The sequence below is a fragment of the Sinomonas atrocyanea genome (genome assembly GCF_030811715.1).
In the GTDB taxonomy this organism is placed as follows: domain Bacteria; phylum Actinomycetota; class Actinomycetes; order Actinomycetales; family Micrococcaceae; genus Sinomonas; species Sinomonas atrocyanea_A.
This window is the reverse complement of the sequence record NZ_JAUSRH010000013.1, coordinates 101,682-116,320: the sequence shown is the minus strand read 5'-3', so window position 1 is coordinate 116,320 and position 14,639 is coordinate 101,682. Positions and strand designations below refer to the sequence as shown.

The 14,639-nt window shown below is 71.3% G+C and carries 9 protein-coding genes and 1 riboswitch; of the genes, 4 read left to right on the top strand and 5 right to left on the bottom strand.

What is annotated here, in order from left to right; translation table 11 throughout:
• The first annotated feature begins 31 nt into the window (after positions 1–31).
• Positions 32–2,929 carry an alkaline phosphatase family protein gene (locus J2W21_RS17015; RefSeq protein WP_307115706.1) on the top strand — a complete coding sequence of 966 codons (2,898 nt, stop codon included), beginning with the start codon at positions 32–34 and terminating at the stop codon, positions 2,927–2,929.
• Between the two features lie 95 nt (positions 2,930–3,024).
• On the opposite strand, the gene J2W21_RS17010 is transcribed toward J2W21_RS17015, so the two are convergent.
• Both J2W21_RS17010 and J2W21_RS17005 read right to left on the bottom strand, forming a co-directional pair.
• Positions 3,025–4,737: a hypothetical protein gene (locus J2W21_RS17010; protein WP_307115705.1), complete on the bottom strand. Its 1,713-nt coding sequence runs from the start codon at positions 4,735–4,737 to the stop codon at positions 3,025–3,027.
• The gene (locus tag J2W21_RS17005) at positions 4,734–5,198 is read right to left on the bottom strand and encodes a hypothetical protein (RefSeq protein ID WP_307115704.1); all 465 of its coding nucleotides are present in this window, start codon (positions 5,196–5,198) and stop codon (positions 4,734–4,736) included. Before J2W21_RS17005 ends, J2W21_RS17010 begins: the two co-directional genes overlap by 4 nt.
• A gap of 242 nt (positions 5,199–5,440) precedes the next feature.
• Here J2W21_RS17005 and J2W21_RS17000 point away from each other — a divergent pair, with 242 nt between their 5' ends.
• Positions 5,441–6,667, top strand: coding sequence for an MFS transporter (locus tag J2W21_RS17000; RefSeq protein ID WP_307115703.1), 1,227 nt, complete (start codon positions 5,441–5,443; stop codon positions 6,665–6,667).
• A gap of 54 nt (positions 6,668–6,721) precedes the next feature.
• On the opposite strand, the gene J2W21_RS16995 is transcribed toward J2W21_RS17000, so the two are convergent.
• The 3 genes from J2W21_RS16995 to J2W21_RS16985 all read right to left on the bottom strand — a co-directional run bounded on the left by J2W21_RS16995 (position 6,722) and on the right by J2W21_RS16985 (position 10,890).
• On the bottom strand, positions 6,722–7,987 hold the full coding sequence (locus tag J2W21_RS16995; RefSeq protein WP_307115702.1) for a magnesium transporter MgtE N-terminal domain-containing protein: 1,266 nt from the start codon (positions 7,985–7,987) through the stop codon (positions 6,722–6,724).
• An 81-nt stretch (positions 7,988–8,068) separates the two neighbouring features.
• Positions 8,069–9,760 carry an Nramp family divalent metal transporter gene (locus tag J2W21_RS16990; RefSeq protein WP_307115701.1) on the bottom strand — a complete coding sequence of 564 codons (1,692 nt, stop codon included), beginning with the start codon at positions 9,758–9,760 and terminating at the stop codon, positions 8,069–8,071.
• Positions 9,761–9,991: 231 nt separating this feature from the next.
• A riboswitch (M-box (ykoK) riboswitch) is annotated at positions 9,992–10,166 on the bottom strand.
• 55 nt (positions 10,167–10,221) lie between these two features.
• The gene (locus J2W21_RS16985; RefSeq protein WP_307115700.1) at positions 10,222–10,890 is read right to left on the bottom strand and encodes a TetR/AcrR family transcriptional regulator; all 669 of its coding nucleotides are present in this window, start codon (positions 10,888–10,890) and stop codon (positions 10,222–10,224) included.
• Positions 10,891–11,035: 145 nt separating this feature from the next.
• Between J2W21_RS16985 and J2W21_RS16980 the strand changes: the two genes are divergently transcribed.
• Positions 11,036–11,797: a sigma-70 family RNA polymerase sigma factor gene (locus J2W21_RS16980; RefSeq protein ID WP_307115699.1), complete on the top strand. Its 762-nt coding sequence runs from the start codon at positions 11,036–11,038 to the stop codon at positions 11,795–11,797.
• Positions 11,798–12,410: 613 nt separating this feature from the next.
• Positions 12,411–14,543, top strand: a complete 2,133-nt coding sequence (locus tag J2W21_RS16975; protein ID WP_307115698.1) for an FUSC family protein — start codon at positions 12,411–12,413, stop codon at positions 14,541–14,543.
• Positions 14,544–14,639 lie beyond the last annotated feature (96 nt).

Below are 14,639 nucleotides of genomic sequence, written 5' to 3'. Positions count from 1 at the left end.
AGCGTTCTGGACCCACAAGAGGAGAACCGCCATGGCCGCACCGTCACCAACCGCCCGACGATCGCCGGTCTCGGGGCCACCCCGTCCCTGGACCCTGCGTCGGCTCTCGAGGTGCGTCCGCACTCGCACACCGCTCTCGATCGCGGCCGCAAGCTGCGCACTCGTCCTCGTGGGCGGCGGGATCGCCGCAGCCTCGACGATCGAGTTCGGGCAGCACCAGGTCGGCTCCCAGTACGAGAACGGCGAGCAGATTGCCTCGAACCAGGTGATCAAGCCCCTCGGCGACCGGCTGATGACGCCGTTCGGCAAGATCATGGGCTCGACGGTCAGCCCGGACGGCCGGTATCTGGTCGGCACCAGCGCCGATCGGTCCGTCGACCTGCAGGTCTTCGACCTCAAGGCCTACAAGCCCGTGGCCGCGGCGGGAACCCTCGCCGCCACCTCGTTCGCCGCAGCGGCTGCCAACGCGGGCTACGGGGCGATGGCCTACCAGCAGATCACGGACGGCTCAGTGGGGCAGGAGGGCCCGGTCTTCTCGCCCGACGGCAAGTTCCTCTACGCTCCCGTCGCCACGGGGCTCGTCCGCTACCCGTTCAATGCTGACGGCTCGCTCGGAGCCGGCACGAAGATCAGCATCCCCGCGGTGGGCGGCAAGCAGGCGCTGACGGCCGGCATGGCCTTCTCGCCCGACGGCGCGACGCTGTACGCCGCCGTGAACGGCCAGAACACGGTCGTGGCCCTCGACCCGGCCAGCGGGGCGGTCAAGCAGACCTTCCCCACCGGCATCGCCCCGCGCCAGCTGACGTTCGTCGGCGCCAAGCTGTACGTCTCCAATGAGGGAGGGCGCCAGGCCGTCGGCGGCGAGGCGACCATGGGGTCCTACGGGACGCAGGTCCCCGCGGACACGACCCTTGGCACGTCCACGACCGGGACGCTCAGCGTCATCGACACCGCCAACGCCTCGGCCGCGCCGTCCTCGATCGACGTCCAGCTCCACCCCACGGCGATGCACCTCGACGGCTCTACCCTGTACGTGGCGAACACCAACAGCGACACGGTCTCAGTGGTGGACACGGTGAGCAACAAGGTCGTGCAGACCATTGCGACCCAGCCGTGGGCCTCCTCGCAGGCCGGCTACGAGCCCACGGGCATCACGATGCAGGGGGACCGCCTGCTGGTTTCGCTGGGCCGCGCGAACGCGGTGGCCGTCTACAAGGTCAACCGGAAGGACCCACGGGACCCGGCCAGCTATATCGGCCTCCTGCCCACGGACTACTACCCCGGCAACGTCACCGCAGTGGGCGGCCAGATCGTCGTCACCAACATCCGCGGCATCGACGCCCGCGGCCCCGAGCTGAGCTTCAGCAAGGGCCCGGGCACATCGCCGGCCACCGGCCACGGGACCCACTCCACGACCGCCTCGCTGACCAGGTTCGCGCTCCCGGGCGATGACCAGATCCGCAAGTACACGGAGACCGTGTTCCAGCAGAACGGCTGGGACGCCGCCTCGGTCAAGCAGTCGGTCGCCGCGGATGCGGCCAAGGTCCCCGCGGTGGCGGTGCCCCGGCGGATCGGGGACCCCTCGGCCATCAAGCACGTCTTCCTGATCGTCAAGGAGAACCGCACCTACGACCAGGTCTACGGCGACATGAAGCAGGGCAACGGAGACCCGTCGCTGGCGCAGTTCGGCGCAAAGGTGACCCCGAATCAGCACGCCCTCGCCACGCAGTTCGGCCTCTACGACAACACCTATGACATCGGCACCAACTCCGCCGAGGGGCACAACTGGATGATGCAGGGCGACAACCCTGCCTACAGCGAGACCAGCGCCGGCGAGTACAAGCGCTCCTACGACACCGAGGAGGACGTCCTGGGCCACCAGCGCACGGGATTCCTCTGGACCTCGATCCAGGCGGCCGGGAACACCGCCCGCAACTACGGCGAGTTCGAGTACGGCGAAGGCAAGCCCGCCGGGGCGACCTGGCAGGACTACTACTGCGCGGCGACGAGCACCATGGCCGGCGGCGACCCGGCGCAGCTGTTCACCCCCGCCCTCCAGATGCACGCCAGCTCGGCCATTCCCTCGCTGAACGCGATCGCCGACCCCAACGCGGCACCGTTCGACACCGCCGTGCCGGACATCTACCGCTACGCGACCTGGAAGCAGGACTTCGAGAAGAACGGCCCGAAGAACTTCCAGATGACCTGGCTCTCGAGCGACCATACGGGCGGGACGGCCGACCCGGAGGCCCAGGTCGCGGACAACGACCTCGCGGTGGGCAAGATCGTCGACGAGATCTCGCACTCGCAGTACTGGAAGGACTCGGCGATCTTCATCGCCGAGGACGACAGCCAGGACGGCGCCGACCACGTGGACGGCCACCGCGCCCCGGTCCAGGTCATCAGCCCGTACGCGGCCCACGGGAAGACGGTCAGCACGTTCTACTCGCAGATCAACATGGTCCGCACCATCCAGCAGATCCTCGGGGCGCAGCCGCTGAACCAGAAGGTCGCCGCCGCCACGCCCATGTTCGACGCATTCACCGACAAGCCGGACCTGACCCCGTACAGCGCGGTTCCGAACCAAGTGCCCCTGACCGAGGGCGTCAAGACTGCCCCTGCCTGCGGCACGGACACCCTGGGCAAGACCGGTCCGGCGGCCGCAGCCGTGAACAGCGCCGCGGCGCAGGCGGCGGCCGTCCCGCCGTCCATGCAGGACATCGCGGAGCAGTGGGACACCTGGGGAGAGCAGCAGCACCTGACCGGCAACGGCGCGAAGGAGGACTTCGCGAACCCGTACCTGTTCAACCGCTGGACCTGGTACCAGGCCCACCACTGGGCAAGCCCGTACCCGGGTGACGCCAAGGTCTACGGCCCGAACGACGTCCCGGGCATCCCCGCCGGCTCGACCAGCCACGAGGACGGCTGACCCGAGCCGCCGAACGTCCGAGCCGCCCCGAATGCCGAAGGCCGCCCCCACGGGGGCGGCCTTCGCCGCACGGGCCGCCGCCCGCCGTCGTGCGCTCAGCTGAAGAGGGCGGAGCGGACCCCCATGATGATCCGGTCGCCGCTGTGGGCCTTCTGCAGCCAGTCGACCAGGTTCCAGTCCGGCAGGGCGATGCAGCCGGCGGTCGGGGAGGTGTTCTCGTGGAGGAAGATCGCGAAGCCGGCGTCCTGCACGATGCCCGAGTCGGGCGGCCGGTTGTAGTTGAGGACCGCGCCCTGCCGGTAGTCGTGCGTGGAGCGGGTGGCGAAGTACCACATGTTCTCGTCGTACCCCACCCAGGCGGACTCCTCGAAGTACTGGTTGTACGTCCCGCTCCATGGGTTGCCGCCCCAGCGCGAGTTGGGGTTGAGGGTCTGGTACGGCAGCGCCGTGCCGGGGTTGCCGAGGCCGAAGGCCTGGGTCACCGAGTAGCCGCCGGTCGGTGAGTACTCGTAGCGGGTCGGGCCGGAGGCGACGCCCGGCGGCTTGAAGCCAGACCGGCCGACAGTGGCCCCGGCGGCCCAGTCCGGCCAGTAGACCCCGGCCGTGTTCTGGCAGCGGACGAACGTGGCCCTGGACGAGCCGTAGGATTCCGCGATCGCGAACGAGACTGAGGAGGCGCCGTAGCTCGGGTACTTCGAGCGGCCGGTGTTCAGGGCCTCGCACTCGTTGTACGGATGCACCCCGGTGGCACCGGCGAGCCACGTGATGGTGCCGCCCTGGAACTTCTGGATGCAGGATGACCCGGAGCAGAGCTCGTCGGCGACGGGGTAGCCCAGCGAACCGTTCTCGTACCCGGTCCCAGCCCAGACCGCGCGGATCCCGCCGCGTGAGGCATGGGCGCCGGTGCTGGGGGACCAGTACATGGCACCGCCCTGGTAGAGCTGGTAGACGCCGCCGCGGAGGGCGATCTCGTCCGTGGTCGGGTACCCGAGGGGCCCGTTCTCGTAACCGGTGGCCGCCCATCCGCCGCGGATCGCACCGCCAGAGGTGTGGGCGCCAGTGGGCGGGGACCACAGGATCGCCCCGCCCTGGTAGAGCTGGTAGACGCCGCCGCTGCGGATGGGCACCTCATCGGTGGTCGGGTAGCCGAGGAACCCGTTCTCCCAGCCCTTTGCGGCGTACTCGCTGCGGACAGCGCCGCGCGAGGTGTGGGCACCGGTGGCCGGCGACCAGTAGATGGCCCCGCCCTGGTAGAGCTGGTAGACGCCGCCGCTGCGGATGGGCACCTCGTCCGTGGTCGGGTAGCCGAGGGGGCCGCCAGCGGCCCCTGCCGCGGCCCACCGTGCGCGGACGGCGCCTCCCACTGGGTGGGCGCCCGATGCCGCTGACCAGTAGATCGCACCGTTCCGGAACGCCCCGGCGCAGCCGCCGCCCGGGGGCGCGGTGCAGTCCTCGGCCGAGACGGAGGCGCCGAGCCATCCGGCGGCCCCGCCCAGCGCGGCGTACTTGGACCGGATGGGGGAGAGCGGCGCGGGGGCGGCGGTGGTCGGGGTGGAGGCGGCGCTCGCCGTATCCGCGGTCGTGACGCTCGCGGGATCGGTGGGGGTCGGTACCGCGGTGTCGGTCGGCGACGGTGTCCCGCTGGGCGACGCCGTGGGGGTCGCAGTCGGGGCGTCGGTCGAGGTCGGTGCCGAGCTCGGGGCGTCGGTCGGGGAGGGGGCGGGACCGGCCTGCGAGGGCCCGGCCGCCGCGATGAGGGCGGCCAGGGCCAGGGCCGCGGCCCACGCCCCTCGGCGGCGGATCCTCATTCTGCACTCGCCTTGGAGAGGGCGGCGCCGCAGTCCGTCCCCGCGGCGGGGGTGTCCCTACCAAAGCCTGCGGCTGAGATGTCAGCGCTCTCGCCGGGGCCGAGGGTCTTCTGCACCATCGCATGGTCGAGGACCGCGGTGGCCCTCGTGAGGCCGATGGCCACTGTGAACGCCTCGCGCACCGTGTCGTGGTTGGTGAGCTTCGCCGCGTACGTCCACGTCCCGTCCGCGGACTTCTGGCAGCGCTCCCCGCTTAGGGCGCCGTCGGCCATCGCGGAGGCAACCGACGGTGCCATGGATTCCGCCGGAGTAGGGGCGGTGGCCGACGCAGGGGTGATCGCGGCGGCGGTCGACGCCGGGCTCGTCGCCGCAGCGGTGCCTGTCGCCGAGCATCCGGCGAGGCCCACGGACAGCAGGAGCACGGCTGCGGGCAGGGCTCTGGGCCCAGATCTGGTTCTCACGAAGTGTCCCCCCAAGGAAGCGAGCGTTGTACATGTACAACCTAGCCCGTGGAGAAGGCACGGTCCCAGTCCCTCTCGCGGTCGACGCGGCGGTGGGACGGGTCTGCGCCTCGCTCAAGGGAGCGGGGCCGCCCGCAGACCAGTTCAGGGGTCCCGCCGAGCGCAGCATTTCCTCGGGCGCACGCGGTAACCTGACCCCCGGCCTCGGCCAGCCCCGGTACCCAGCCCCAAGGAGATCCCCCATGGCGAACGGCAGCCCCGCCGCGCAGGAGCGCGCGCCCCTGCTCCGCCCGTGGCACTTCATCCTCGCCTTCGGCATCGTCAGCCTGCTGGCGGACATGGTGTACGAGGGCGCCCGCAGCATCATCGGCCCCTACCTCGGCACGCTCGGCGCGAGCGCCACGGTGGTGGGCCTCGTCGCGGGGGCGGGGGAGTTCATCGGCTACGGCCTGCGCGTCCTCTCCGGCCTCGCGGTGCGCCGCACCCAGCACTACTGGGCCTGGACCATCACCGGCTACGCCCTCACCGTCCTGAGCGTTCCCCTCATCGGGGCCACCGGCCTGATCGCCCCGGCGCTGCTGCTCTACGGCACCGAGCGGCTCGGCAAGGCCGTTCGCTCCCCGGCCAAGGACACCCTCCTCTCCCACGCCTCGACCAGGACCGGCCGCGGCAGCGCGTTCGGCATCCACCAGGCGCTCGACCAGACGGGCGCCATGCTCGGGCCCCTGCTCCTGGCCGCCGTCCTGGCCTGGAGCGAGGGCGACTACCGGCTCGCCTTCGGCGTCCTCGCCGTCCCCGGCGTGCTCGTCCTGGGCGTGCTGGCATGGCTGCGCACCCGGGTGCCGGACCCGGCGGTCTACGAGCACGACGCCGGTGCTGCCGCCCCTGCCCGCGGCCCGGATGCGAAGGGCATGGCGCGGGCGCACCTGCCGGCGCGGTTCTGGCAGTACACGGCGGCGGTGGCGGTCCTCTCCTGCGGCGTGGCGCCGTTCCCGCTCATCGCCTTCCATGCCCAGACCACCGGGCTCCTCGGCGACGCCCTCGTCCCGGTCGTCTTCGCCGTGGCGATGGCCGTGGACGGGCTCAGCGGGTTCGTGGTCGGGCGGCTCTACGACCGCCGCGGCCCCCTCGTGCTCCTCGCCGTCCCTGCCGCGGCCGCGGTCGCCGCGATCTCGTTCGGCGGCAGCGTGGCGCTCGTCTGGGCAGGCGCCGCGGTGTGGGGAATCGTCAACGGCGTGCTGGACTCTACGGTCAAGGCCGTGGTCACTGAGCTCGTTCCCTCCCATTCGCGGGCGGTGGCGTTCGGCTGGCTGGCCCTCGTCCGCGGCGTCGGCCTCCTCGCCGCCGGCGGCATCCTCGGCGCCGCCTACGTGGCCAGCCCCGCCGCCGCCGTCACAGTGATCCTGGCCGCCAACGCCCTGGCCTTTGTGGGCCTCGCCCTCGTGCTGCGCCGCCTCCGGCACTCCTAGGCTGTCCGCCCGGGCCGGGCCCGGCCGGACCGCCCAGCAAGGAACCAGTGCGCGTCAGCCTTCCGACCCGGTCTCGCGGTGGTGGGGCTCGCGCCGGGACCAGTCCTCGGGGATCGCGGCCTCGAGCGCGTCGTCGACCGTGATGACGCCGAGGATGCGCCGGTCCTCGGCCAGCACCGGCATGGCCAGGAGGTTGAAGTCGGCCATGCGGGTGGTGACGTCGATGACGTCGTCGTCCGGGGCGGCACGGACCACGTCCCGGTCGGCGACCTCGGACAGCAGGCGGCCGGGGTCGGCCTGGACGGCGTGGACGAGGGTGAGGGCGCCCTCGAGTGTGCCGTCCGGGGCGAGGGTGTAGATGACGGCCAGGGCCTGGGGCTGGAGGAGGCTCGCCCCGCGGACCGCCGCGAGCGCGTCCGCCACGGTCGCGGTGGCGGGCAGGGCGAGGAACTCGGTGCCCATGAGGCCGCCGGCGGTGAGCCCGTGGTAGCCGAGCAGCCGGTGCACCACGCCGCGGTGGGGCTCGGGCAGGAGCCCGAGGACCGGGGCTCGCCGCTCCTGGGGCAGGTCCATGACGGCATCAGCGGCGTCGTCGGCCTGCATCCGCCCGAGCACCTCCGCCACCTCCGCGTCGGTGCGGTCCCGGAAGAGCTCCGACTGGCGGTCCTCGTCGAGCTCCTCGAAGACGTCCGCCTCGAGCTCGGGGTCCTCGTGCACCTGGGCGAGCAGCTCGTGCTGCTCGCGCTCGGTGGCCTCCTCGATGATGTCCGCGATCTGGGCAGGCTTCAGGTCCGGGATGCGGCCGGCGGCGCGGCGCACGTGGGCGGAGTCGGCGTGGCCGATGAGCGGCTCGAAGTCCTTCCAGTCGCGCGGGGCGTGGGCGGCGTGGCGCGGGCCGAGGCTCAGCCAGCGGCGCCGGTGCACGTCGAGGCCGGTCGCCGCCCATCCGTCCAGGACGGGGGTGAGCTGGATGTCGTACGCCTTGACGAACGCGGCGCGCGTGACGTCGATGAGCCGGTGGCCCAGGACGTCCTCCGAGAGGAGCACCTCGCCCTCCCGCCGGCGGAACTCGCGAAGGTCCACGGTGCTCACGGCGAGCTGGACGCGGCCGGGCTCGAGGGCAGCGAGGTCGGACGCCGTGACGAACGCCCGCGTGCCGCCGACGGCGACGACGAGCCCGGTCACGAGCGGGTAGTCGCCGCGGCCGAGCCGGACGATGAGGTCGGCGAGCACGCCCATGCGGTGCCCGTCGGAGTCGGTGACCGGCTGGCGCAGGAGCGTGGAGAGCGAGAGGGAGGCTTCCGGGGCGGCGGTGGTCATCGGGGGCCTTTCGGTGCGCGGGGCATCGGCGTCTCGGGGCGACTGTACGTCACCCGCCGGTCGGTGGGGAGAGGGGACGGGTCAGGCGCCGGCGAGGGCCAGCTGGACCACGCGGACGATCACGAGGACCATCGCCACGAGCAGGTACAGGCGCAGCACGCTCAGCCCGGCCCGCCGGGCCATGGAGAGCTGGGGCCGCTGCAGCAGCGCAAGCGGCGGCATCCGCCAGGTGGACCGCTGGGAGCGGTCCGCGGGCTCGGCCCGGACCGCCTTCGCGCTCGCCGCAGCGCGGAGGCGCACGACGGCGAGCCCTGTCGCCGCGAGCAGGGCAACGAGCGCCCCGCCGCCGAGGATCTGCAGGATCGCGGTCCCGCTGATGTCCGGGAACAGGACGGCGGCCGTGAGGACCACGGAGAGGATCACGAGGACGGCGATGACGGCGGAGGTGAAGATGTTCATCCCGCGGCCGTTGACCCACGGCCCCATGACCTCCTTGTCGTTGCAGAGCAGGAGCAGGAATACGGTGGCCGAGGGCAGCAGCACCCCGGCCAGGACCTGAACACCGACCGTGAGGAGGCCGAGCGGGCTGCCGGGGATGATGACGATGACCGCGGAGAGGGCGATGATGCCGGCAAAGGCGGCGTAGAAGCCCTTGGCGTCGCTGACCTTGCGGTGCAGGGAGTGCTTGAGGCCGAGGACGTCGCCGAGCGCATAGGAGGTGGAGAGGCCCACGGCTGCGGCGCCGATGATGGAGGCATCGATGAGGGCGAGGGCGAACAGGATCCCGGCGAGCCGGCCCACGTGCTTGCCGAGGCCCTCGGCCACGCCGCCGGCGTCGGTGAAGTGGCCGAACTCGGGCCGGTGCGCGAACGCCGCGGCGGTGAAGCCGACGATCGCCGCGGCGCCGAGCACCACGATCACGATCCCGAGCCAGAGGTCCACCCGCTCGTACTTCATGTAGCGCGGGGTGATGCGCTTGTCGATCACGTAGGACTGCTGGAAGAACAGCTGCCACGGGGCGATGGTGGTGCCGACGATGGCGATGATGAGCAGCGTGACGTCGGCAATGTCGGAGCCTGCCGGGATGCCGGGCACCACGAAGTCGTGGGCCATCTGCCCGTAGTCCGGGGCGGCCATGAAGAACACGGGGACCAGCAGGAGCGAGCCGGCGACGAGGGCCATGCAGACCCGCTCGAAGCGCTGGAACGAGCCCGTGCTGGCCGCACCGATCACGAACAGCGCCGAGATCAGCACGCCCGGGATCTTGGGCACGCCGAGGTAGTCAAGGCCGATCGAGATGCCGATGAACTCGGTGACGATCGTGAGGGCGTTGAGGATGAACAGGTCGATCGCGCTGAACGCGCCCCAGAACTTCCCGAACCGCTCGAGGATGAGCCGCGCGTGCCCTACGCCCGTGACCACGCCAAGGCGCAGGACCATCTCCTGATTCACGTAGAGGACGGGGACGAGCAGGAGGAGCGTCCACAGCAGGGACGTGCCGTAGTTCTGGCCGGCCTGGGTGTAGGTGCCGAACGCGCCGGCGTCGTTGTCGCCGACCATCACGATCAGGCCCGGGCCGACGATGGCCAGGAGCGTCTTCAGGCGCCGCTTCCAGCTCGACTGGGACGAGGAGTCGCCCAGGCGGATGGTGCCGAAGGCGCCCTGGATGTCGCCGACGTGGGCGGAGTCGAGGACCGCCGAATCCTTGGGCGTGGTGACCCCGGGAGTGGGGACTCCGGGTGTCGGGGCGGTGGGCATGGGGGTCTTGGGCATGGCAGGACCTGCTTCCTCCCGGCGGTGGCCGGGGATCGTGAAGCGGGCGCGCCCGCATGGGCCGGAACCGGGCTGGGATGAGCGTGGTCACGGCGTGGGCGCGCGGCGTTGGCGGAGGGGGCTGAGCGCGGCTCAGCAGATATGCGGGGAGGGACTACTGTCACCGCTGGACACGGTCAGCCACCTCCTCCGGACGCAGTCTGCGTGCCTTCAGGCTGCCGGCCATAGGGCCGGGCCCTTCCTCGTAAGACCTTTGGCACTTCGCGTCGTGACCCCGGGGAAGACCCGGGGAGCCAATCGGGGTTGCCCCTTAGCCCGGGGCAGCCTGTCCTGACCTGTGGCGTCTCTCGACGTTGGGGGTCGCTGGCTTGTGTCCGCGAAGGAGCCTCAGCTAACGAACGGCACCTTGCGCGGCGATGATACATCCCGAAGCTTGGGACGGGGCTCTGGAGAGGGAGGGATCAGGAGTGGCCGTGCTTCCGCAGGACCTCCACCTCGTCGTCTTCCTCCTGCTCCGACTGCGGACGTCCGGGCGTGTCGGGGCGGTGCAGGTCGATGAGCGCCCGCGCAAGGGCACGGGCCCGGAGCGCCGCGCGCTGGTCGCCTTCGATGGAGGCGACCATGGCGCCCTTGGTGAGGATGTGGAAGGACCAGGCGAAGCCCGTGGGGTCGCTGAGGCCGGCACCCTCGGCGAGGGCGGCGAGGCGCCCCCGGATGTTCGCGAGATGGGCCATGGCTGCCTGCCCGAGGAGGTGGCCGGGCCCGAATTCGATCACCACATGGAGGAACGTGTTGACCTCGGCCGCCCCGCGGCTGAACCAGTCGTCCAGCACCGTGAAGGCCGCCAGGAGGGCATCCTCGGGCGCATGGGCATGGGAGATCGCCTCCTCGATCGCGTCGTGACGGACCTGGTACCAGCGGTCCATGTACGCGAGGACGAGGGCGTCCTTCGAGGGGAAGTGCCGGTAGAACGTCGCCTTGGCGACTCCGGAGTGGGCGATGATCTCGTCGATGCCCACGGCACGGACGCCGCACCGGGCGAACAGCCCGTAGGCGGTCTCAAGGATCCGCTCGCGGGCGGACCTCCGCACAGAACCCCCGGAGACCTGGCTCTCATCCGCACCCATCATGGTCGCCATCATAGCCCTCTGGACAGACAGGTCTGTCTCTGTGCATACTCATGACGGAACAGACAGGTCTGTCTCGTTGAGAAGCGTAGACATTGCCAGCATCAACACTGGGAGCCGCAGGGCGGTGCAGAGAGGGTAGGTCGCTGTGAGTGAGTCAGCTGTGATGGAGCGGGCGGACCGGCTGAAGGTCCTCGCTGGGGGACGCGGGGAGGAGTCCGCGGCCGGTGCCGCTGCGGGGGCGCTGGTGGTGGAGCATCTGGGTTTGGCGGACGCTTTGGCGCGGCGGCACCGGGTGCCCGGGCATGATTTCGAGGACATCCGGCAGGTGGCGCGGATGGGTCTGGTGATGGCGGCGCAGCGGTACCGGGAGGGTGCCGGGCACGGGTTCGTGCAGTTCGCGGTGCCCACGATCTCGGGCACGATCAAGCGCTACCTGCGGGACCAGTCGTGGGTGGTGCGGCCGCCGCGGTCGCTGCAGGAGCTGCGGCTGGGGGTCAAGGAGGCCCGCGGCCGGCTGGTGCAGGAGCTGGGCCGGGAGCCGTCCTTGGCCGAGCTGGCCTCGGCGACGGGGTCCAGCGCCGAGCAGGTCGCCGAGGCCCGCTCGGTGGAGGCCGCGATGACCGCGGCCGCGATCGAGCCGCTGGACACCTCGGCAGATTCCGACGGTGAGAAGACGGTCCACGCGCTGCCCGTGATCGACCCGGGGTTCGAGCAGGTCGAGGAGCGCCAGCTCGTCGCCTCTGCTCTGGAGGGTGCCACCGACTACGAGCGGCGCCTGGTGAGGATGCGGTTCGTGGACGAGATGAGCCAGTCCGAGATCGCCGCCGCGCTCGGCGTGTCCCAGATGCAGGTCTCGCGCCTGCTGCGCCGGCTCCTGGACCGCATGCGCCGCAAGCTCGCCGCCTGAGCTTCACCACGTCAGGCCGACCGGCCGAGCCATGTGCGCCGAGAGCGCTGGACCCCACACAGCGGGGCAGCACACGCGCGCACGGTCCGGGACGGGGCCGTGACGGGGTAGCGGCGATGCAGCAGGACCCGCGGCTGGATGGACCGAATGGATCCGCCGGCGCCGGGTATCAGGAGTAGGTAGGGAGGTCAGAAATGCGGCAGCTCGATAGGGGCAGGATTTCCGGAGCCGGAGCCGGAGCCGGAGCCGGAGCCCGTGCCGTGCCGGGCGGAGGGCAGAAGGTCGTCGTCCATGACGGAAGCCGGGAAGTGCACGGCTACGCCGTCGGGGCAACGGACGGGAACATCGAGGTTGTCTGGGCGGTCGCCTCCGGGCGGCAGCGCAGGAGGGCTTTCCCCGCTGGAGACGTGTTCATACCGTCCCATGCACAGCAGTGGGCGGGAGTGCCGATCAGTGACGATGGGCTCCGCCTCGCAGCCCGCGCCGCCCAGACTCATGCTGGGCGGCCGGAGAAGCGCGCCCCGGGCCATTCGCCCTGGACAGCTCGCTCAGACCACGCAGCTTGAGTCCTTTGGCCGGGACAAGCACGTCGCCGGGCCCAAGGGAGGTCGCGATGGCTTCCCGGCCTGGCCTCCTGCGCCGGATCGCTGACGTCGCCGTGGCCTCTGATCCGGGGCTCGGGAGGCTCCAGCTCGGTCTGGCCGGGGCCGGCAATGTCGCGGTATGCATGGTGGTCGGCTACGGCCTCGCCCTGCTGCTCCACGCGGGTGCCCAGGGCACTGTCGTCTTCATGCTCCTCAGCAGCGTGGTGGCGATGATCGGCACCAACGCACTGGTCGACCACCGCATCAGGGCCAACGCGATCACGGCCGCGCACTTCCCCCTGGCCATGGGGGCGGGCATCACGGCGGGCACGCTGCTGGCACCGAACCACGTGGCCTCGCTCGTCGGCTTCGTCGTCGTCATGTTCCTGGCCGTGTGGATGCGCCGGTTCGGACTTGGCTACTTCTTCTACGGCTTCATGCTGTGGAACGGCTACTTCTTCGCGTCCTTCCTCAAGACCACGCTGCCTGCCCTCCCTGCGATGTTCGTCGCCATCATCGTGGCGACGGCGGTGGTGCTGCTGCTGAGCTGCACGGTGTTCCGCCGGCATCCGCACCGCACCCTCGCTGCAGTATTCCGGAGCATGAGCGCCAGACAACGCGGCCTCGCACGGGCATGCATCGCGCTGCTCGAGTCCGACCCAGGCAGCCCTGGGGCCGAACGGGCTTCTTTGGCGATCTTCCGCGCCCGGGCGCAGGTCACGGAGGCGGCGCTGATGAGCGACGGCTGGGCAGCCCACGCTCCGGCGCTCCCCGAAGGCTGGACTGCGTCCGCGCTGCGTGCACGCCTGCTCGAACTGCAGCTCGGTCTCGACCGCCTGACCATCGGAACCCGGCAACTCGCCGCCGCGGGCGCCGCGCCGGCGCTGCGGAGCGCCGCGGTGGAGGCCTTGAGCGCGCTCGCCACCGCGAACCCGGCCCGAGCCCGTGCAGCCGCCGCGGCCCTCCCCGAGCTGGCCTCGGCGGCGGCCCCCAAGGTGCAGGCAGCGGCTGCCGACCTGCACCGCGGCTTGAGCATCGTCACGTCGGTGCCCAACCGGCCGGCGCTGAGTCGGGCCGTGCAGGAGAACGAACCGGAGTTCGTGCCCGCAACCGGGCTCGTCCTGGGGCAGCTGCCCGGGATCCCCAGCGTGGCGTCCGACGTAGACCCCCGCGGGACGACGTGGAATCCGCTCGCCCGGCTGCAGTTCGCCACCCGGCAGGCAGTGCAGGTCGCCGTCGCCGGGACCCTGGCGATCCTCGTGGGGAGCCTCATCAGCGGGCAGCGCTACTACTGGGCGGTCATCGCCGCGTTCGTCTCCTTTGCAGGAACCGGCACCCGCTTCGACACGACCCGCAAATCGCTGCTGCGGGTGCTGGGCACCTTGGGCGGGCTCGTCGCCGGCGTCATCATCGCCCACCTCACCAACGGAAACCTCTTCGCGGCACTCGCCGTGATCGTGGCCAGCATCTTCTGCGGCAACTACCTGATGCGCGTCTCCTATGCGTACATGATCTTCTTCCTCACCATCATGCTCAGCGAGCTGTACGCCATCCTCGGCCAGTTCTCGGATGAGCTCCTGCTGCTGCGCCTCGAGGAGACTGCAGCCGGCGCGGCGGTCGGCATCGCCGTCGCCCTCCTCGTCACGCCGGTCAGCACCCGCGACACCATCAAGGTTGTGCAGGGCTCCGTCCTCACGGCGGTCGCCGACCTGCTCGGCACACTGCACGACCGCGCGCTCGACCCAGCCTCCGTCAGCGCCGACACCGTCGACGAGCGCGTCATCGCCGCAGACAACCAGCTGCGCCGGCTCATACTCGTCGGCGAGCCGCTCACCCGCTACCAGATCTGGGAGAACCGGCCCCGCGCCATCCGGCGCCGCCTCACTCTGATTGCGAGCATCGTCGCGACGGCGCGCTCCCTGAGCGATGCTGCGTGCAGGGTGCGCGATGCCGATGGCGAGCTGGCCGCCGAAATCGAGAAGGTGGCCGACCTGGCGCGGGCGGCGGCCGGCGTCGACCGCGTCGGGGCATCAGTGCCGGACGCGCCAGTGCTCGCGCGGGAGCCGCTCGACCCCAGCGCCCGGGCCATCACGCAGAACCTGCCCACTCGGGCCCACGCCGCGCTCGACCGCCTGCAGGCACTGCTCAGGGAGATCGCCTAGGACCCCGTGGCTAGGTGCTCGGCGATGGCCACTGTGGGGGAGTAGGGCCGTCTTCCTCTTGTCGGTGCGCTCGCCCTTGCCTCAACCTGAGGCGTG

What these genes read in the sequence shown, in the direction of transcription:
- J2W21_RS16995 (WP_307115702.1), bottom strand. Translation starts at nt 7,987, where the DNA reads ATGACCACCGCCGCCCCGGAAGCCTCCCTCTCGCTCTCCACGCTCCTG.
- J2W21_RS16990 (WP_307115701.1), bottom strand. Translation starts at nt 9,760, where the DNA reads ATGCCCAAGACCCCCATGCCCACCGCCCCGACACCCGGAGTCCCCACT.
- J2W21_RS16975 (WP_307115698.1), top strand. Translation starts at nt 12,411, where the DNA reads ATGGCTTCCCGGCCTGGCCTCCTGCGCCGGATCGCTGACGTCGCCGTG.
- J2W21_RS17010 (WP_307115705.1), bottom strand. Translation starts at nt 4,737, where the DNA reads ATGAGGATCCGCCGCCGAGGGGCGTGGGCCGCGGCCCTGGCCCTGGCC.
- J2W21_RS16985 (WP_307115700.1), bottom strand. Translation starts at nt 10,890, where the DNA reads ATGATGGGTGCGGATGAGAGCCAGGTCTCCGGGGGTTCTGTGCGGAGG.
- J2W21_RS17015 (WP_307115706.1), top strand. Translation starts at nt 32, where the DNA reads ATGGCCGCACCGTCACCAACCGCCCGACGATCGCCGGTCTCGGGGCCA.
- J2W21_RS17000 (WP_307115703.1), top strand. Translation starts at nt 5,441, where the DNA reads ATGGCGAACGGCAGCCCCGCCGCGCAGGAGCGCGCGCCCCTGCTCCGC.